The organism is Spirochaeta cellobiosiphila DSM 17781, from assembly GCF_000426705.1.
Lineage (GTDB): Bacteria > Spirochaetota > Spirochaetia > DSM-17781 > DSM-17781 > Spirochaeta_E > Spirochaeta_E cellobiosiphila.
The window spans coordinates 226164-246910 of the sequence record NZ_AUFW01000007.1; the positions used below are offsets into that span (position 1 = coordinate 226164).

Annotated in this window: 18 protein-coding genes; 5 read left to right on the plus strand and 13 right to left on the minus strand. The window is 36.7% G+C overall.

Going from position 1 to position 20747, the window contains the following annotated elements:
* Position 1 precedes the first annotated feature (1 nt).
* Both K345_RS0100920 and K345_RS0100925 read right to left on the minus strand, forming a co-directional pair.
* Positions 2-871 carry a branched-chain amino acid ABC transporter permease gene (locus K345_RS0100920; protein WP_211227813.1) on the minus strand — a complete coding sequence of 290 codons (870 nt, stop codon included), beginning with the start codon at positions 869-871 and terminating at the stop codon, positions 2-4.
* Between the two features lie 116 nt (positions 872-987).
* Complete coding sequence (locus K345_RS0100925) at positions 988-2127, minus strand: ABC transporter substrate-binding protein (RefSeq protein ID WP_028972572.1); 1140 nt, start codon at positions 2125-2127, stop codon at positions 988-990.
* Between the two features lie 564 nt (positions 2128-2691).
* Between K345_RS0100925 and K345_RS0100930 the strand changes: the two genes are divergently transcribed.
* Together K345_RS0100930 and K345_RS0100935 are read left to right on the plus strand one after the other, a co-directional pair.
* Positions 2692-3816: a hypothetical protein gene (locus K345_RS0100930; RefSeq protein ID WP_028972573.1), complete on the plus strand. Its 1125-nt coding sequence runs from the start codon at positions 2692-2694 to the stop codon at positions 3814-3816.
* 124 nt (positions 3817-3940) lie between these two features.
* Positions 3941-4465, plus strand: coding sequence for a phosphoribosyltransferase (locus tag K345_RS0100935; RefSeq protein WP_037570704.1), 525 nt, complete (start codon positions 3941-3943; stop codon positions 4463-4465).
* 65 nt (positions 4466-4530) lie between these two features.
* Here the strand turns inward: K345_RS0100935 and K345_RS0100940 are convergent, their stop codons facing one another.
* The 6 genes from K345_RS0100940 to K345_RS0100965 form a co-directional block, all read right to left on the minus strand.
* Entirely contained in the window at positions 4531-5451 is a 921-nt protein-coding gene (locus tag K345_RS0100940) for an ABC transporter permease (RefSeq protein ID WP_028972575.1), read from the minus strand.
* The gene (locus tag K345_RS19165) at positions 5451-6527 is read right to left on the minus strand and encodes an ABC transporter permease (protein ID WP_037570706.1); all 1077 of its coding nucleotides are present in this window, start codon (positions 6525-6527) and stop codon (positions 5451-5453) included. Before K345_RS19165 ends, K345_RS0100940 begins: the two co-directional genes overlap by 1 nt.
* Positions 6524-8044 (minus strand): ABC transporter ATP-binding protein, encoded by a 1521-nt coding sequence (locus tag K345_RS0100950; protein ID WP_028972576.1) that lies wholly within the window; start codon positions 8042-8044, stop codon positions 6524-6526. The genes K345_RS19165 and K345_RS0100950 overlap by 4 nt, the downstream gene beginning before the upstream one ends.
* A gap of 87 nt (positions 8045-8131) precedes the next feature.
* Positions 8132-9109, minus strand: coding sequence for a sulfotransferase (locus tag K345_RS0100955; protein ID WP_028972577.1), 978 nt, complete (start codon positions 9107-9109; stop codon positions 8132-8134).
* 86 nt (positions 9110-9195) lie between these two features.
* Complete coding sequence (locus K345_RS0100960) at positions 9196-10368, minus strand: BMP family ABC transporter substrate-binding protein (protein ID WP_028972578.1); 1173 nt, start codon at positions 10366-10368, stop codon at positions 9196-9198.
* A gap of 38 nt (positions 10369-10406) precedes the next feature.
* On the minus strand, positions 10407-11024 hold the full coding sequence (locus tag K345_RS0100965; RefSeq protein WP_028972579.1) for a MarC family protein: 618 nt from the start codon (positions 11022-11024) through the stop codon (positions 10407-10409).
* Positions 11025-11108: 84 nt separating this feature from the next.
* On the opposite strand from K345_RS0100965, the gene K345_RS19170 reads away from it, so the two are divergent.
* Positions 11109-12239, plus strand: coding sequence for a GGDEF domain-containing protein (locus tag K345_RS19170; protein ID WP_037570709.1), 1131 nt, complete (start codon positions 11109-11111; stop codon positions 12237-12239).
* Between the two features lie 63 nt (positions 12240-12302).
* The gene (gene thrH / locus K345_RS0100975; RefSeq protein ID WP_028972580.1) at positions 12303-12914 is read left to right on the plus strand and encodes a bifunctional phosphoserine phosphatase/homoserine phosphotransferase ThrH; all 612 of its coding nucleotides are present in this window, start codon (positions 12303-12305) and stop codon (positions 12912-12914) included.
* Here thrH and K345_RS19175 read toward each other — a convergent pair.
* The 4 genes from K345_RS19175 to K345_RS0100995 are packed head-to-tail and all read right to left on the minus strand — an operon-like array spanning position 12898 to position 18874.
* Positions 12898-15228 carry a response regulator gene (locus tag K345_RS19175; RefSeq protein ID WP_053227950.1) on the minus strand — a complete coding sequence of 777 codons (2331 nt, stop codon included), beginning with the start codon at positions 15226-15228 and terminating at the stop codon, positions 12898-12900. The two genes, thrH and K345_RS19175, sit on opposite strands and share 17 nt — an antisense overlap.
* On the minus strand, positions 15212-16453 hold the full coding sequence (locus K345_RS0100985; RefSeq protein ID WP_028972581.1) for a response regulator: 1242 nt from the start codon (positions 16451-16453) through the stop codon (positions 15212-15214). The genes K345_RS19175 and K345_RS0100985 overlap by 17 nt, the downstream gene beginning before the upstream one ends.
* Before the next feature lie 20 nt (positions 16454-16473).
* On the minus strand, positions 16474-17928 hold the full coding sequence (locus K345_RS0100990; RefSeq protein ID WP_028972582.1) for an aminoacyl-histidine dipeptidase: 1455 nt from the start codon (positions 17926-17928) through the stop codon (positions 16474-16476).
* A 13-nt stretch (positions 17929-17941) separates the two neighbouring features.
* Positions 17942-18874 carry a hypothetical protein gene (locus tag K345_RS0100995; RefSeq protein WP_037570712.1) on the minus strand — a complete coding sequence of 311 codons (933 nt, stop codon included), beginning with the start codon at positions 18872-18874 and terminating at the stop codon, positions 17942-17944.
* Between the two features lie 120 nt (positions 18875-18994).
* Here K345_RS0100995 and K345_RS0101000 point away from each other — a divergent pair, with 120 nt between their 5' ends.
* Positions 18995-20293: a ShlB/FhaC/HecB family hemolysin secretion/activation protein gene (locus tag K345_RS0101000; RefSeq protein ID WP_028972584.1), complete on the plus strand. Its 1299-nt coding sequence runs from the start codon at positions 18995-18997 to the stop codon at positions 20291-20293.
* On the opposite strand, the gene bcp is transcribed toward K345_RS0101000, so the two are convergent.
* Positions 20290-20742: a thioredoxin-dependent thiol peroxidase gene (gene bcp / locus K345_RS0101005; protein WP_028972585.1), complete on the minus strand. Its 453-nt coding sequence runs from the start codon at positions 20740-20742 to the stop codon at positions 20290-20292. The genes K345_RS0101000 and bcp overlap by 4 nt on opposite strands.
* Positions 20743-20747: the final 5 nt, after the last annotated feature.

The window sequence follows — 20747 nt, forward strand, 5'->3', positions numbered from 1 at the left end:
ATCACACCTTCTCCTTGATATTCTTACCCATAATACCTGTGGGTTTAATGAGCAGGATAACAATCAACAAACCAAAAACTACAGCATCAGCAAGCTGAGAATTAATGAATCCTTTAGTAAAGGTTTCTGCTAAACCCATAACTAGTCCACCGATCATAGCTCCAGGAATGCTTCCAATACCACCTAATACAGCAGCAACAAAAGCCTTTAGACCTGGCATAACGCCCATATAGGGATCGATTTGAGGGTAAGCCAGTGCATATAATATTCCTGCCGCAGCCGCCAGGGCAGAACCAATCGCAAAAGTAATTGATATCGTTCTATTAACAGATATTCCCATCAATGCGGAAGCGTCTTGATCATAGCTAACCGCACGCATAGCCTTACCTGGTTTGGTATGATCAACAATCCATGTTAATAAAAACATAAGTAAAATGGAAATAACAATAATCATTATCTGAATGTCACTGATACCTACGCCACCAATAAAATGACTCTTGGCATCAATTGTGGGAAAAGGACGCGGATTTGGTCCTAGAGCAGGAAGGACCCGAGCTCCATTTTGTAAAAACAAAGAAACACCAATAGCAGTAATTAATGAATTAATTCTTGGCATATTACGTAATGGTTTGTAAAACAGACGCTCCACAATTACACCTGTGATAGCACTCAACACCATAGATACAACAAAGGCTATTACTAAGGTAAGAGGTGAGACTCCTAACCAGGTTAGAATAAAATACCCATAGAATGCTCCAAGCATTAAAATTTCACCATGTGCAAAGTTAATCAACATGATGATTCCGTAAACCATGGTGTAACCTAAAGCAATCAAAGCATAAATACTTCCTAAAGCTAAACCGTTAACCATTTGCTGTAGAATTTCTCTAATCAGCACCACAATAAACTCCCTAATTAAATAAAGGAGAGATTACATTAGCAATCTCCCCCTTATCGGTAATTTTGATAACTATAGTTTATATAGTATTATGGATTAACAGTTCCTGCATAGGAAGTAGTTAATGCACCGTCCTTCTTTACGATTTCAACCATAACCGCAGACTTAATGGTGTCTCCAATGGAAGTAAAAGAAATATTACCGGTAACAAACTTAGCGTTTGTAGCAGCAATCTCTTTCTTAATAGCTTCAGGATCTGTACTTCCAGCTCTCTTTATAGCTTCAATAAGAATCTGAGCAGCATCATAACCTAAGGCGGCTAAGGCATTGGGAGTTTCACCATAAGCTTCTGTATACTTATCTACGAAGGATCGTACATCTGCATCATCTGATTCTGGAGAATAGTGGTTAGAATAGTAAGATCCAATGATCTCATCACCAGCACTATCTGTTATTGTATCCCAACCATCAGCACCTAACATGGGAACATCAAGACCAGCCGATTCAACTTGCTTAGTAATCAAAGCTACTGTTGAATAGTAATCAGGAAGAAAAAGAACATCAGGGTTTTGAGCTTTGATTTTGGTAATTTGAGCATTAAAGTCTTTATCCCCTGTGGCATAGGACTCAGAAGCGACAATAGTGCCCCCTAATGATTCAAACTTAGCTGTGAAGTTTTTAGCCAATCCTACAGAGTAATCGTTTGCTACATCAAATAAGATAGCGGCTTTCATTGTTTTCAGATCTTCTGCTGCGAATTGCGCAACAACAGAACCTTGAAATGAATCAGAGTAACAAGCTCTGAAGATATAATCTCCAGCAGAAGTTACTGTATCATTGGTAGAGGTTGGTGTAATCATTGGAATCTGACTTTCCTGAGCCAAATCAACAATTGATAAAGTCATGGAAGAAGCTAATGCACCGACCAAACCTACTACTTCATCCTGGTCTACCAATTTTTTGAAAGCAGTAACTGTTTCACCAGCATCCAACTTATTATCTTCAACGATTAACTCGATCTGGTGACCTAACACTCCGCCTGCAGCATTGTACTCATCAACAGCCATTTGAATACCGTCACGAGTTGTAATACCATAGGTAGAAATAGGTCCTGATATAGGCATTATGGCACCAATCTTAATGGTATCACCTTCCCCCTGGCCGTTTGCAAATGTAAATACGGACGCAAGTAAAAAGGCGGACAAAAGAAACGCTTTAAGTTTTCTCATTCTCTTTTTCTCCTTTAAAAAATTCTACTAAAAACTGACTTTGTTAAGATTATGAGGACAACAAGGGATGAGTGTCAATCTTTTTGTATAAATATTCCCAGTATGTATAAATAAACATTGTTCTTCATGAATAAAGATGTACCTTACTGAAACTACATTAAAGATTAAAGCATATAAAACTATCAAATATATTTACACTATTTATTTTACATAAAACAACTTAATGACATCATCTTCATTATTTTTAAATTAATTGGATTAATACTAATAATAATATATATTCTTACATAATACATTTTTATTCATTTAATAAATTAATGTGTCAATTACAAAGCCCTTTATACGACATTACCTTACATTTATGTATAAATTGATGTATTGCCTATGACATATTCGTAACATGTATTTGTATTTGAAACTTTTTGACACATATACACACTAATGTGTAATTTATTTCCATAAACTCTGGACATGTCACTTGTTCCTATGGTACCTAAGCCTTAATATCACAATTAGCCCATGCGTGAGGGCTTAAAACAAACTCAATTCTTTAGGAGAAAAGATATGAAAAAACTATTAGGACTGCTTTTGATAGCCAGTCTTGCTGGAACTGCTCTATTCGCAGACGATGCACAGGTACTCCCTGCTGGTGTTATGAGACTTTACTTAGTTGAGGCTTTTAGCAATGTTGATGAAATATATGATAAGGATGGGGAAGCACAAGATGCTAAAGAGGCATCCTACTCCATTTTCAATTCTGGCGCTGCTTTAGAATTAGGTGTCACAGAACAAATATCTGCAGCGGTTCAATGGGCTCCAGGATATACAGTTACTAGTGAGTTTGATGGGGATCCTACTTATGGTTATGCAAGTATCTTAGCAGGTATTGAAAAAAATAGTGGAAGTGCTAATGCAAGTGCAGCAAGTACGGTGTTAAAAGCTAATGATAAAGCTACAATAAATGAGCCACAAGATTTATTTGCAGGAGCTAAAATACAGATTCTTGGAAATCAAGGTTATATTCAAAATGAAAAATTCCGATTTTCGATTGCACCAGGTATACAGATTCCAACAGCAAATGTAGATTACACTAAAGAAGTAGAGAACTATTTAGACGGAAAAGATTATACACCTAGCTCTGGAAGCAGAGAAGTAATGGGATATGGTGGACGTATTTATGCTGATTATGTTTTCAATGAGATGTTTTTCATAAATATATATAATCAATCTATTTATTTCCCTAAAACAAAAACAAAGGACTTTAAGTCTGCCTTAACAGATTATGCAGATGGTGCTTATGCCACTTATGCTGTTCAAGAAGGATACGAATTATCTCCTTCAAAACCAAGTGCTAGCGACTATGTAAAAGACCATGACTTTGAATATGGTTATGAACTTACTTTTGAATTAGAACCACATTTCAGCTACCCAGTTGCAAAGAAGATGGATTTTAATCTTGGTGTTCCTTTAACTTATGTTACTTCACCAGCTGTTAAAGTTGATGGAGAAGAAAGAAAAGATACTGACAAATACACCTTAACGATAGGTCCTTCTGTAGGATTATTCTTCACAACTATGATTCCTTTTGAAATTAAAGCACGGTATGTTCAACCATTAGCAGGAAAGAACGCTAATAAGTCTTCTAATTTTGTCTTCCAAGTTCAGATCTACGGACAACTTTGGAAATAAAGAAGACCTCCTAAAAAGTCACAATACCAAGCCTTTGTTGGTTACTCCAACAAGGGCTTTTTTATTTCCTATAACAAATAAGATAAGTATTGAGGTTTCAAATATTATCCTTTAGATTACTAAGATGAAACGCTACATCACTTATAACCAAATACATAAAACTGTTGCTACCTTAGCAGACAAGATTAAATCTACAGACTTTCAAACGGATGTCATTGTGGCCATAGGATCCGGTGGTTACATCCCCAGTCGAATGCTTAAGACTTTTATTAAGAAACCAATCCTAACTGTTGGTATTGCCTACTACGATGTAGACAATAATCCCATGGATGAACCACACAAGATTCAATGGATTGATGAAGTTGAAAAGAAGCTCAAAGGCAAGCGCATCCTTCTTATTGATGAAGTGGATGATACAAGAGTTACTTTGGAATACTGTATAAAGGAACTATTGCGTCATGAACCTGAAGAAATTGCCGTTATGGTTCTCCACAATAAGAATAAAGACAAAAAAGGCATCATTCCTGGTCAAGTAAGTCATTACTTTGCAGGAGAGCAATTAGGTGATGATTGGATCGTCTATCCATGGGATGCAGAAGATATTGAGTCCCATGATCAATTATCTGGTGATTTAACAGAATTTAGCTAAGAAAATGACTTACAGAAACAGAAGCTGGTGAAGAGTACAAACTCCTCAACCAGCTTTTTTTATACCTAACGCTCCCCTCTCTTGAAGGGCTCCCCTAAGAAAGCAGGAGAATGAAGACTTTTCTTATCACGTCTTAACCCATCCAAAAGCAGAACAGCTAATGTCGTAACATAAGGGAGCATGGATAATAGATTAGGAGCTATTCCGAGGGGCTGTAAAATATACTGCAAGACAAATATTCCTCCGAAAAGAAAAGCACCTATAAAGGCTCTTTTGGGATTCCATAAGGCAAAGATAGTTAAAGCTACAGCAATCCAACCACGACCGGCAACCATACCTTCTACCCAGGAATTACTATAGGATAGAGCTAAGTTAGCTCCCGCTAATCCTGAAAAGGCTCCCCCAATGGCGATAGCCCCGTAACGATAAAAGGCAACAGAAATACCTTGCGACTCTGCCGCTTTAGGATTTTCGCCAACAGAACGAAGACGTATTCCTCCAATCGTTCTATAGAGAAATATCCAGGTAAAAAGGCCTAATACAATGGCAATATAAAAGAAAGGAGGTTGTTGAAACAATATAGGACCAAGGAAAGGAATATCACTCAATCCAGGAATATCAACCTTTTCAATCTTGGCAGTAAGGGGGCGGCCCACAAAAGGTTTACCCCACATACTGGATAATCCCACACCCAACATGGTAAGGGCTAATCCTGATACCGTTTGATTAACTCGTAATGATACAGATGTCAATCCATGGATAAGACTATAGAGGGAACCTGCAACAACAGCAGCCATAACACCCAACCAGGGATGACCGGTTGTAAAAGCTACTCCGAATCCAACGACTGCTCCAATAGACATCATTCCCTCTACACCCAAGTTAAGGACACCAGATCGCTCTGTAACAATTTCTCCTAAAGTTGCAAGTAATAAAGGAGTTCCAGCAATTAGCGCTCTTTGAAGTACTGTAATTAATATATCCATTACGCCTTTCCTCCTTTGACTAGGCTTACCTTGTTTTTAAGAAAGAATTCTCCACCAATGAGGGCAATAAGAAGAATTCCATTAAAGACTTGAACAGTAGCAGCAGGTAAGCCAAAACTAATCTGAATAGCATCCCCACCAACGACAATACCAGCAAAGAAAATACTGGCTAGTATGGCATAGAGAGGATGTAATTTGGCTAACCACGCAACAATTATAGCAGTAAAGCCATAACCGGAACTAATGGTATCAGGATAGGTTAAGTGGTGATGAACACCTGCGACCTCACCGACTCCAGCCAATCCGGCAAGCCCTCCAGAGATTAACATCATATAGATCGTAGTTTTAACAAAATGTATTCCTGCATATTTTGCGGCTTCTTTGTTTTCCCCAATAACCCGTACTTCATAACCAAATCTAGTCTTTTTCATTAGTATGTAAATCAGTATCGCAGCTATAACAGCAATGACTAAGGTTACAATATGAATCCGAGTCCCCTTTAATAAAGCCAATTGTACCTTTTTAGGAAAATCATCTGTATAAGGAAAACCAAATTGAGTCTTCCCCTTCCATGGTCCTATAACAAGGAATTTAACTAGTTCAGCAGCTATATAATTGAGCATTAGTGTTGAGATAACTTCATTCATTCCAAATCTTATCTTAAATAAGGCTGCTAATAATGCCCAGATACCGCCACAGATGAAACCGATTCCAAACATGATCAATAAAAGCATAGGACCAGGTAAGAAGGATAAATTTAAGGCAGCCCAAGTAGCACCAACAGCTCCCATTAGTAACTGACCTTCGGCTCCGATATTCCAGTATTTACCTTGAAAGACAACAATCAAACCTGTTGATATCAGGATTAAAGGAATGGCTTTTGCAATGGTGGATTTAAATCCAAAAGCACTACCAAAAGAGCCTAAGAATATCTTAGCCATAGCATGAAAAGGATTAACCCCATTAGACAGAAAAATAAATCCAATAATGATTAATCCTACTAACATACTACCAATAAAGGTTAGAAACGCTTGTTTGAAATTCTGTTCATATCTTTCTTGTATTAGTAATTTCACTCAGATACTCCCTCAGTAGTTCCTGCCATCATCAATCCTATCTTTTCCATCGACCAATCTTTTTGTGACAAAATCCCCATAAACTCACCACTATGGATGACTGCTATCTGGTCACAGACTTCAAATAATTCTTCTAAATCTTCAGAAACTAACAAAACAGCCCCACCCTGATTACGTCTCTCAAGTATTTGCTTTCTAATATATTCTGTAGCGCCCACATCTAATCCATAGGTAGGATGACTGGCAATCAATAAATCTGGTTGTTGAACAATCTCTCTACCAAGTATTAGCTTCTGGATATTACCACCAGACAAGTTTCTCGTTCTATGGACAATCCCAGGGGCAGAGACTTGAAAGAGATCCATCAACATCTCTGCATGGGTTCGAATGGATTTGTAATCAAGAAACATGAAATCTGAAAAAGGTTTATTATGATGATGTTTGAGAACGGAATTTTCAAAAATCATTAAATTGGGTACAATACCAAAACGAATTCTTTCTTCAGGGACATGCCCTACTCCCATATTGCTGATAACTCTGGCAGATTCATTAGTGATGTCCTTATCTGCAATAATAACTTGTCCACTGAGGGCCGGTCGCAAACCAGTAATAGATTCAACTAATTCCCGTTGTCCATTCCCTGATACTCCGGCAATACCAAAAACCTGGTTTTTTCTTACTTCGAAGGATATATCCTTTACAGATTCTAAGCCTCTGTCATCTCGGACTCTAAGGTGCTTTACACTAAGAACAACATCACCAGGTTCTAATTCAGGTTTGTCAAAGCTAAACAACACTTCTCGCCCAACCATCATCTTGGCAAGCTCAGAGGGACTAAAATCAGCACGATCCATCTCGCCAACCTTCTGGCCCTTTCTTAAAACTAGTGCTCTATCACATATGTTTAGGATTTCTTCCATTTTATGAGTGATAATAATAATGGCATGGCCATCAGCTTTCATAACTCTTAATATCCGGAACAAGTCTTCTGCTTCTTGTGGAGTCAATACAGAGGTAGGTTCATCTAGAATCAATAGATCTGCCCCATGCATCAGTGCTTTTACGATTTCTACTCTTTGAAGCTCTCCTGCTGATAGATGATAGATTTTTTCATCAGGATCAACATTGAGTCCATATTTTTCACCAAATTCCTTTATAGAATTTCGTATCTTTTTGATAGGATTAAAGAAAGGAATACCTCCCATACCCATAGCAATATTCTCTGCTACCGTATGATTAGATACCAACATAAAATGCTGATGCACCATTCCTATCCCATAAGCAATAGAATCCTTAGGGTTTTTAAACCGGACAACTGTTCCATTTATAATCACCTGTCCTTCATCCTGATGGTATAATCCGTAAAGGATGTTCATCAAAGTAGACTTCCCAGCACCATTCTCACCCAAAAGTCCAAGTATTTCACCACCAAGAACTTTCAGATCAACATCTTTATTGGCATAAAAATCGTGAAACTTCTTGGAGATACCCTGCATTTCCAGAGTCTGGATTCTCATGACAGAGCCTCCTATAAATTGAGTAAATTATTGAGATAAAAGATAATTTTAGGGAGTATTCCTTTGTTATTCAATAGGATAAAGATATTATGATAAACCTTGTATCCTATAAAAGGGGGAAAACCATTGAGGTAATGTAAAATGACGATACTTGGGATCTATTTTTTCTAACTTTTGAACCCATAAATCTTCTCCACCATAACCATAGCCCAACATAAATTCCGAACAATGTTCCATCAATTTTGACACCCTATAACGCCCCCATTGGCGCCACCCTTGGTAGTTTCTAGAATTTTTTTTGGAATGCTTTGGTTTAGTTAATCTATTACTATCATAATACGTTTGACCTTCCATGGATGATCCATCAACAGCATATTGAAGCATATTGGTAAAGTATCCATCCTTGGTCTCTTTGCTAAATAAATCTTCAAATCGATATATTCTGATGTTAGGTAGATTTTTACATCGCTCCATGACAAATCGATTTAGATAATTATACCACCAGCAGTATTTTTCAAATTTATTCATATTATGCCATTTATCATGATAAGGGTCTTCTTTCAGATCTTCTGCAGAAACACTTAATCCCCAATCAAAAGATCCATAAAGAATATACTCTGTTGTTGGAAGAGCTGAGGCCACCCAATTACGGGGATCTCTTATAATAAATATCAACTTCGAATCAGGAAATACTTGGGGTATCAAATCAAATACGCCAAAAAGATGACCTGAAGATTCTATATAAAGCTCCTCAGCTCCTTTTTCGATATAGTGGGATCTCATCTTTCTAATATAATGAATAGCTTCATCATCAGATATTTTTCCTTTTGCCCTTAAATTACTAAGAGTGTACATACTGTACTTTGGATTCAATTGTCCTAAGCTCATATGGTAAAGCCCAAAGTCTTTAATATTTTCCAGAAATAACTTTGGTTTTGTTAACCATAAGGTTCCAGGTTCATGAACAGAACGACATTGAGGAATCATTTCAGATAAAGAATCCGCCAGAAATTGAGTTCCTGTTCGACCAGTGGAACTTATGAATACCATTTTCTTATCAGTCATACTTAAAGGATCTCATATATTTACTAATAAGCAAGAATCTAATTGTTATTTTTTAATTAAAAAAGGAGCCCTAAGGGCTCCTTCATTTATTCAGAAGGGACACTACCTAATACATTATCTACATAATACATCATAGATAGTAATTGATCTTTAGTAGCCATAGTTCCTTCAGATAATTGAAGATTTCCTTCATTATCATAAAGTGGTCCTACATAAGGATCAAAAGATTCTCGACCTTCTTTCATTTGTGCATATCGTTTTACAACAAGATCGTACACAGAGATAGTTCCAAGGTCAGGAGTCTCTACCATTTTAGCTTTAAGAGTTTCAACGTATTTAGGATTAACTAGTTCATCTACATTTTCACTAGCTCCCAATCGAGCGGCATCTTCTTTGGCTAACCACCATAAATCTTCGTTTGACCAGGTACCGTTCTTGTAATCTGTTAAGATTTTATCATAAAGAGCAAACCAGTTGGAAATTTGTCCAGAAAGCAGTGTATCCTCACCATAAGACTGCATAGGAGTATAGTGGCTGAAAGTATAGACATTTTTACCTTCTTCCATTAACTCTTGACCAACTTCAACAACGGCAGGGGTATCTTCTGTAAATGCCAGGACATCAGATCCTGCAGCTACAAGAGCCTGAGCTGCTTCTCTTGCTTTCTCAGGACCATACCAGGCATATGTCCATCTAACATCAACTTTGGCATCAGGATTAGTGGCCTTAACACCAAGAGCATAAGCATCAATGTGACGTACTAATTCAGGTGTTGGGAAAGCCGCCACATAACCAACTTTGTCTGTTTCTGTCATTGCACCAGCCATTAACCCATTTAGGTAGTACATCTGATAAAGCTCAGAAAAATAAGTACCTAAGTTAGGTGCTTGTTTATATCCTGAACAGTGCATGAAGGTTACATCAGGATACATTTCTGCAGCTTTAACAGTGGCATCCATATAACCAAAACTAGTAGTAAAAATGATGTCACATTTTTCTTCATTTATCAAACGATCGATATATCTTCCTGCATCACCTTCAGGTACTGATTCGATGTAAACAGAATCAAACCAATCGTATTTTTCTTCCAACATTTTCCTAACTTCTTCATGTGCATAAGACCATCCAAAGTCGGCTGTAGGGCCTACATAAATAAACCCTGCTTTGATCTTGCCGTCTGTTCTTTCTTCCTGTCCACCAGCAGCAAATACTGTGGCAGCCATGAGAATAGAAAGGGCAACAAGAAGTAATTTCTTCATTAATATCTCCTTTTCAGCTTTAATTTTAACCTTATCGACTATGCAGAGAAAATGTCAATCTGCAATACTCCAGCAATTCCTGTTAATATCATTTGTGCAGCCATAGCAGATAAAACCAGACCTGTAATCTTACTAAGGATAGCAATGCCCTGTTTACCAATTAGTTTTTCTATGGATCCAGCAACAAAAAGAAACAACATGGCACAAATGACAGCGAGAATCAAAACACCAAGAGTTACAATCCTATCCACTAATCCTGACGTTTCTACTCCCATAACAAGTAGATATCCAGTTGTGGCTGGCCCGATTACCACAGGCATAGCTAAAGGAACGACAGCAATGTCCTCTTCCTGAATCTCCTTTTCTGAGTTGGACTTTTTATTACCCTGTACCAAATTCACAGCACTAAGCATTAGTAGGATACCTGTTCCTACCCTGAAGGAGTTTAGAGTTATCCCAAAAAGAGAAAAAATAGTGGGACCACCAAAAAATAAGACTATCGATATCAATATCACTGAGATCAAAACCTTTGAGGCTACTTTCCTTTTTTGGCTCAAAGAGTATCCCTGTGTAAGAGATAAAAATTTTGAGACAACAAAGAAAGGGGTCATAAGGAAAAAGAACTTCAAATATATGGATAAATATTCATTAAACATAGACAAGAAAATAAACCATGTTCCATTTTATTTAAAGCATTGTTTTCTCTAAATAAATAAACTATATTAGTTCAAGGAATAGTTATGGAAGATTGGCATTCAAATCTTGAGCTTCTCAAACATTATGACGTACTCCAGAAGACAGGTATATGGGAACAACTTGATCTATTAAATGGAAAAATCAAGGATCAACAGGAACTTATATCTGAAGCCATCGAGCTATTCCAAAAGGATAGTATTGACTCGATCATTGAGTATGTAACCAGTAAACTACTTAATAAGTTTGTTCCAGAGAACTTAGTATTTCTTCTTCAAGAAGGAGCTTTTTCGGACACCTTAAGAACTATCTGGTTCAAAAATATGAAGCCCTATGAAGGGACTGATCATATAAAATCCTTAACATCATGTACTAAATTTTTTACAGAATTCCCCAATTCCATCAGCTTCAACTTATTAGAATACAAATTAGAAAATGAGTCTTTTATTAACTCTCTACGTTACTATAATCCTGAGATCATAGTCCCCATAGTAGGGATTGGAGGACTCAACGGACTTATTCTCATTGGAAATAAGGTTATTGGCGAAGGTTTTGATAGAGAAGAAATATATTATTTAGATACACTCATGAAGTTTGCCTCTATGAGTATTCAAAACAACCTTAACCACCAAAGTGCCATTACTGATTTCAAGACCCGTTTATATAATCATTCTTTCTTTATTAGACGATTAGAAGAGGAATTAAGTCGTTTAGAACGCTATGATGAAGAAGCTGCTCTATTGGTACTTGATGTTGATAAATTCAAAGTCTTCAACGATACCCATGGACATTTGGCAGGAGATCAGGTCCTTTATCATGTTTCACGTGCTGTGGAAGATACTATTCGTAAAGGAGATATTGCTGCCAGATTCGGTGGAGAAGAATTCGTAGTCCTTCTGGCTAGAACTGGGCAATTTGAAGCTTTCAAAGTAGCAGAACGTATTCGCAATAAGATTGCCGATATGACAGTAGATTTCCAAGGGAAGCAACTCAAAGTAACTGTTAGCATAGGTGGTTGTCATGTTAACAAACGCCGTTTGGTTCATGCTACAAAATTAATTGAGCAAGCAGATTCAGCTTTGTACAATTCCAAAGATAAAGGAAGAAATCAGACCAATTTCTTTGAACCCGGTTTTTACTTTCTCAGTAAAGTAGCTGCCTTACAATTATCAAGCTAGACAACTCTCCTGTACACCTGTTATATATTAAACATTATTAATAAATACTTAAGGCGGGTACAGATGAAAAACGATTTAACCCTGATTACTCTCGACCTGGAGGGTGTTCTCGTTCCTGAAATATGGATAGGTTTTGCCGAACAAACTGGTATTGAAGAACTCAAGCTGACAACAAGAGATATACCGGATTATGATGAACTCATGCAAAAAAGACTAAGAATTCTTAAAGACAAGGGCTATAAAATTCAAGACATTAAAAAAGTTATTGATAGACTTAGTCCTTTAGAAGGAGCAAAGGCCTTCCTTGATGAATTACGACATCGCACTCAAGTTGTCATACTTTCTGACACCTTTACACAGTTTGCCGGCCCTTTGATGGAACAGCTTAATTTACCTACGATCTTTTGCAATACTCTCATTGTAGATGAAGAAGGTAATATTACAAATTACCGTTTACGTCAAAAGGATGGGAAAAAAATCGCTGTACAGAACTTTCAAAATATGGGCCTACAAGTTTATGCGGCTGGGGATTCCTTCAACGATACAGGGATGCTTTTGCAAGCAGAGCAGGGCTTTTTCTTTAATCCACCAGACAGTTGTATTAAGCAATTTCCCCAGATACCTATAACAAGGAACTATGAAGAATTACTTGTTAAGTTTAAGGAATATATTTAATTATTGCCGACTCAGCCGCCTTCAAGGCGGCTTCTAGCTCGATGATGTCATCAGATATACCCGCTGCGACAGCTTTTTTTGCCTTGGCTTCTATAATTTCACCTATATCACCTAATTGACGAAGAGATATGTTACGACAACTTCCTTTAATAGAATGAGATTCATATTCAAGACGTTGAAAATCACTTTCACTCAAAGCTTGTTTCATTGTATGGATTTGATTCTTCATTTTTTCCATTATTTGATTAAGCAATGTCTCAACCATTTCACCATCCCCCATGAATGTATCTAGAGCATCCTTATAATCAAAGATATAAGAATCAAGATTTTCCCTGGCGTTATCTATACTATCTAACTCATTGATTTCTTCTGTATCATAATCCAAACTTTTATCAGGCCACTTAAGTTGATTAATAACTTTCTCGATATCAGCTTTTTGAAAAGGTTTAGTGACAAAGCCAACCAAACCTGCTTTAAAACATTCCTCTTTTTCAGAAGGGAGGGCATTTGCTGTAACAGCAATAATAGGATTATGAAATCCTTCAGATATTAATTGCCTGGAGGCATCAAGACCATTTAGCCTTGGCATATGCATATCCATAAAAACTATATCAGGATGGTATTTTTGTGTTAATTCTACTGCTTCAATACCATCATATGCCAAAATAACCTTATATCCCAATTTTTTAATTATAGCCTCAAAAAGGGTTATATTAACCTCATTATCTTCCGCAATCAAACAAGTTAGGGTTCGCTTATTCTCTATAGGCTCAGGTTCAGATTCTGTAATAATGGTTAATTCTTCTTCAAAATCAGAGACATTTGAAATCACCCTAAATAGAGTCTCAAACAATTCTCTACGCTTAACTGGTTTTATTATGTAATCGTCAAACCAATGAAGCATTCGCATTTTTGCAGTTTCAGGGCTAACACCAGCACTGTTCATAAGAATCATTTTCAGATTACCAAGCAAGGGATTATCCCTAATCTCGTGAGCTAATCGCCACCCATCCATGACAGGCATATTTTTATCAATAAGGGCAACATCAAAATGGATTTGACTTTGTGTCCACATTGATATTTGGCTTAGTGCTTTCTTACCAGAATCAGCTTCATAAACAAGGCATCCCCATTCTTCTAAGTACTGCTTTATAATGCGGCGGGACATATCATTATCATCAACTAACAGAACTGTTGTCCCTTTGAAGAAATTACTGGGAAGATAGTGGTACAGATTAGATTGCTCTTGTGTCTCAACAGGAATATTAAAAAAGAATTCCGTACCTTGACCAAATACACTTTTCACATCGATATAACCATCCATTAATTCCACAAGGTTTTTACAGATGGCCAAACCCAATCCTGACCCACCATATATTCGTGTTGTAGAATTATCTATTTGGGAAAAAGATTTAAAAAGCAATCCCACCCTATCTTCTGGAATACCTATCCCCGTATCTTTAACCCCCAATCTCAAATAGGGAGTTTCTTTTTCAATCTTAGCTAATGAAACAGTTACCAAGATTTCCCCGGAAGATGTGAATTTTACAGCATTATTGAACAAGTTTAGAATAACTTGCCTTAATCTAATAGGATCTCCCACTAATAAGTGCGGAACTTCTTTGTCAAACTCTAAACCAACCTCCAATCCCTTATTAAAGGCCTGAAGTGAAACCATATCAACAGTTTGTTCTAGTAATTCAAATAGATCGAAGGGAATAGATTCTAATTCCAAACGTCCGGCTTCAATTTTTGAATAATCCAGAACATCATTAATTAAATCTAGTAATATTCTACCAGCAAAAATGATTTGATCAGAATACTCCTTTTGCTCTTCATTCAAATCTGTTTCACTAAGTAGACTAGAAAGTCCATTAATCGTGTGAAGAGGGGTACGGATCTCATGACTAATATTGGCAAGAAATTCTGATTTACTCTGAGTGGCTCGTTCAGCTTGTAGTACGGCTTCCTCTAAAACGAGTCTTTCCTCATGATGAGTAGTGATATCCACCATAAAAATAATAATCACATCACTAAATGATCTAGTTTTTAGAGAAAAAGTAAGATCCTTGTCTTGCTTGGTTTTAAAGACAAAATCACCTCTTTGTGATTTATCATTTCCGACCCATTTTTTAAAATGCTCCCACTCAGAAAGGTGGAGGAACCAAGTAAATTTTGTACCAAGAACTTCTGACTCATCATAACCCATCCATTTATAGAATTGATCATTTGTCTCTTGAATCCGCCCTTCTTTATCTATAAAGACAACAGGAAAAGGAATTAAAGAAAACCAATTATCACAATGGATGTCCAAGGATCTCTACACCTTTTTTAATAATATCTAATGGTTTCACAGGTTTGATAAGATAGGACTTGACTCCATATTCCCGTGCTTTTAAAACAGTTTCCATTTTGCTTAAGGCACTAAGTATAATAACCGGAAATGTAGCATTATACTTTTTTATAGCCTCTAATACATGGAATCCATTAATATCAGGCATCATTAGATCCAAATATAATAAATCCAGATCTGGAGGAACATTAGATAAAAACTCTCGACCATTACCATATGTATACAATGTCGCTTGTGTATTAGAATAAGCCTTTTTTACGATTCCATGCACGATAGGATCGTCATCAACAATCGCAATCTTCAGTGACTTTATATCTACCAGTTTTTGAAGTTCAATAGGATCCTCATATCTATTCATACGAATCCCAGTTTCACCGGCTTCTGCATTTTCTGGACCAGTAACGAGTTGCTGTTGTTTTGCCCTTAGCTGGTTTTGATCGGAACCCGCTCCTATAAAGCCATTAAGGGCTAAATCCAAAGAAGGAAATACTTTTATTTTTGGTGTTTCATTTAAAGTAGATATCAATGCATCGGAAGTCGTTAAAACTCTTATTCGATCCTGACGATCATTTACAAGAGACAGAAGTTCCTCAAATAGCAGATGACACTTGTCCTCATCTTTATCATTCCACTGTATATCGCTAAACATGACTAAGATTAAAGGAAGTCTTATACTATAAAGCTCCATTAGTTCTCGAATTTTATAGTTGACTAATCGTATTTTCTCTCTATTAAAACCTCTGGCAATCTCAACAAATACAATCTGATCATTCATATGAACATCTACAATACTGGATGTTTCATCTAAGGGGATATCGACTTTTAGCATGTCAGTAACAGCACTTAGTAAGTCAACAATTGTACAAGGTTTTCGAAGTATTTTTTTGACACCGTACCTGGCAATGTCCATTAATTTTTCTTTAGGTATTTGACCAGATACAAGTAAGGTAGGAATATTACTCACATTAGGAGATTTTGCTTTGTCAGCCAGAAGAGAGTCTCCATCTCTTCTGGTTAAGAAAAAATCCATGATCACCATATCGGGAGCTTCCGAATGGATTTTATTATAGCCATCAAAACCATTATTTGCAGACACTATATAAAAACCATAATCAGATAATGTCTTTTTCAGGAATTCCCTAAACAGAGGAGATTCATCGATGATCAGGATTTTCTTCTTTATCATTTAAACAGTTATAACTCTCTTTATAGTTTTTCTAAAACATAATTCAACAATTTGTAGGAGCGTACTGTAGAAGAAACGGATAACTTTTCTTCAGGAGTATGGACTCCAACTAAATCTGGTCCAAAGGATATCATTTCCATCCCTTCATATTTTGATCCAATTATACCACACTCAAGCCCTGCATGAATAACACTTATCTCAGCTTTTTTTCCTTCTAAAACTTCAAAAGCCTCGCCAAATATTTTAGAAAGTCTGGAATTCCAATCTGGTTCCCAAGCTGGATATTGATTTTCAATCTTATAAGTCCCTCCTGCACTAAGGAAGGCGGTTTTTATACGATCAGCTACATGGTCCCTTCTCGACATTACACTAGATCGTTGACTGGATAAAACACTGACATTTGACCCATCAATCTTAATAGCCGCAAAATTTGTTGAAGTTTCAATGAGGCCTGGAATTTCTTTAGATCTACTGACAACACCATTTGGTAAGCAAAATAATAAATTGATCAGTTTTGTTGCATCTGACTTGAGAAAAACTTTTTGAGGGATAACATCAAGTATCTGCACATCCATTTTAAAGGAACTTTCAAGATCGCCTAGTTCATTTCTTATTGTAGACTCATATTCATCAATGAAAGACCTAACTTGAGGGATAGATTCTGTTGCCACTAATATTGTGGCAAAAAACTCTCGTGGAATAGCATTATGTTTATCCCCACCTTCTAAATGAGCTAGATCATAGGACAAATCTTGAGCTAAATACCATAAAGCCCGTACTCCTATCTCATTAGCGTTGCCCAAGGGAAGATGAATATCAGCTCCAGAATGCCCACCTTTTAATCCAGTGACCTTAATTTGAACGGGAACAAGATCACTGGGAGCATCAACCCACGAAATAGGAAGGATTCCACTTGCAATATTACCACCAGCGCAACCGACATAGAGGATTCCTTCTTCTTCAGAATCCATGTTTATAAGGATTCGACCCTTTAATATAGAATCAGATAAATTAGTAGCTCCAACCAAACCAGTTTCTTCTTCTGTTGTAAAAAGAAACTCAAGAGGTCCATGTTTTACAGTAGAATCTTTCATCAAACAAAGAGCTGAAGCTACAGCAATACCATTATCAGCCCCTAATGTCGTACCTCTAGCCTTAAGCCAATCTCCTTCTTGATACACATCAAGGGGGTCCTTAAGAAAATCATGTTTTGTATCTCGATTCTTTTCACAAACCATATCAACATGGCATTGAAACACTACTATAGGAGCCTTTTCTCTGCCTTTTGCTCCTGGTTTACGCACTACCAGATTATGGGCACTATCTGATTCATATTCAAAACCCAACTTTTGGGCTTCTGATTCTATATATTTAAGGATAGCCGTTTCATTACCAGATCCATGGGGTATCTCAGTAATGGTCTTAAAGGCTTCCCATAAAGCTTTTGGTTCTTGGTTAATCCAATCACTGCTCATTTAACAACTCCTACTACGACATGATAAGAACCTGCGAAGTAGCTGAGCGCCAACGGGCTAAAGCTTCCTCATAGGTATGGTTCGTAGTGTAGGTTAAAAGGTTTTCTTCTACTACCCCCCCAGCATAACCGGGAAACCTGAATATAGGATTTCCTATGATACCCAGAATCTCAGCTTCAGGAATCCCTCTATCTAATAACCAATGAGCAAATGTCAGCTCCATTACTGGAATAGCATTGTATTCTTTATCAACTAGATAACCACAACCATCCAATAGCATTTCAAAAGGACTTTTAGAAAAATGAAATACGCGACTGGGAGGAATACGTGGATCAAGAATTTGTTCCTCAATGAGAGCTTCAGTCATATGACCAAACATGGCATGAATGCCTTCCCAATCCAAATCTGTTCTAAATATCATTGCGGCTAAATCTGTTCGATTTGAGTTCTTATGAAGTAAAGCAGGAATATCATAGTTTACTATATATAGATCATCTTTATGCTTTATCGTTTGGCCATTTAAAGTCATCATATCAAAGGGATCAACCCATAATTTAACTAATTCTTCAGGGGTGATACCTAATATTCTTAGAGCTTCAAAAGCTCCCACAATATGGGCATCTTCAAAGGGTACACTAAAAAACTGAGTAAAAGCTTGAGCCATGTAAGGTGTAAAGGTTTTCTTACCTAAGGAAGCAAAATGATATTTGACAGCATAATGGTTCTCAATAATCTTGCGATCATTAATAAAGGAACCGGGAAGATTAGCCATATACACAATTTTTACATGGCCCTTATAAGCTGGGTTGTTCATAAAAACCCTCATCAAAACAGATTCGACTTCGACTCCATTTGATTCTGGTCGTAGATAGACAAACAAATCTCTGCAGTTTTCATTGCATGGTCCCGCATAGGGAACTATTACAGTTGGTAATCTTATCGCCATCACCCCAATCCTAGATTGATGAAATTAGTAACTAAGGTTATACTCTCTGGTGTTTAATTCTAATACATACAACATATTGTTGTCGAACATCTATTTTATGAAAAGGCAGGCATCCTATTAATGCAAAGAAAAATTTTTATTGTCTTCCTTCTTTTTCTCGGTTCTTTATTGTTTTCAGAACCGTTGAAAGTGGGAGAAGTGACCTATAATATAGAAGGGAATAGTCGGGAATATTTCTTAGAAAATTTCCTAAAATTAAGAGTAGCAGAACCTTTTGAAACAGAAGAGGACCTAGAGATTTACCTAAAAGATAAAAAGCAAGATCTCATCAATCTCAGGTTATATGATTCAGTAGAAATTTTTCATCGAATTAATAGTGATCACACAGTGGATATCGATGTAAATCTTGATGATACTTGGAACTTAATACCTATTGCTGTACCCCTTTATAACTCCAATGAAGGATTCAAAGTATCCTATAAAATATACTACAGTAATGTATTAGGTACTTTGATGAATAGTAAAATTGAAGGAAAATACAACTGGTATCCTGGTGATAATATAACTGATAGTTTATTTAATATTAATGAACCGAGAAACTGGTATTCAACATTCACATTATCTGATATCCGTATAGGATCCACAACATGGTCAGTGTCTACAGGAATAGATTATTCCACTGAAGAATCAGCAAATGAAAATAATCCGGATGAACTGGATATCAAGTTCTCTTATTACTCAGTAGATGCAGCTATTGGAACTAGTTTTGATTTACCAGGAAGATTTTCCTGGGGGCCTTCAATTAGTATCACACGAAATTTTAATTATGATATTGAAAAAGATGTCAATGATTCAGTGAAAGGAAACAATTCCTTGGACTTTGGATTTGATCATTCTCTCAATTACAATAAAGTAAATTGGATGGGCAACTTTAAAGAAGGATACTCATTTGCTTTAGGTAATGCCTATGCCATTTCATCTGATGCAGATGATGTAGACATAAATTTAACAACATCAGCACGTTATTACAAACCTTGGAAATTCTTAGGTTACAGTACTAGCTTTGAAACATTTTATACCTTTGGTCATCCCAAATACAGTGTAGGTGATAAGGTGAGAGGTGTAGCAGACAATAGGATGACAGGAAATCAAGGTTTGTTTTTACAAAATAACTTAGCCATTAAACTCATTGAACCTCGAGGTTGGGAATTACAGGCTATTCCCTTCATAGATATGGGAATAGCCTGGGAAGATGATAAAACAATAGAAAAGAACGACTTCAAAATGGGTGCTGGTACGGAATTTGTAATTTACCCTGGTTTTACAAAAAGCTTCCTCTTCCGTTTAAGTGGAGGTATATCCCTACTGGATTCTACTATTGATCCTGAAATAGATATGACTGCTTCCCTTTCCTTTTAAAGGAAGGGAAGTATCTCTTCATTATGAGAAGCGGTTTTTACTTTCTTAAATATTTTAAAGATTTTTCCTTCTTCATCAATCAAGAAAGTGGACCGCTTTACTCCAACAACAACCTTTCCATACATATTTTTCTCACCCCAGGCATCGTATTGCTCCATTACTTTGTGGTCTGGATCAGACAAAAGATCAAAAGGAAGATCAAATTTGTCTATGAATTTCTGATGACTAGTAGTTGAATCAGGACTAACTCCCAATATAACCGTTCCTGTTTGACTTATAGCTTCATATCCAGCTCTTAGGGAACAGGCCTCTTTTGTACAACCGGGAGTATTATCTTTTGGGTAGAAATATAGAACGACCTTTTTTCCTTTATACTCACTTAACTTAATCAAGGTCCCGTTTTGATTGGATAATTCAAAATCCGGGGCTTGTTGTCCTAGTTCTAACATTTTAT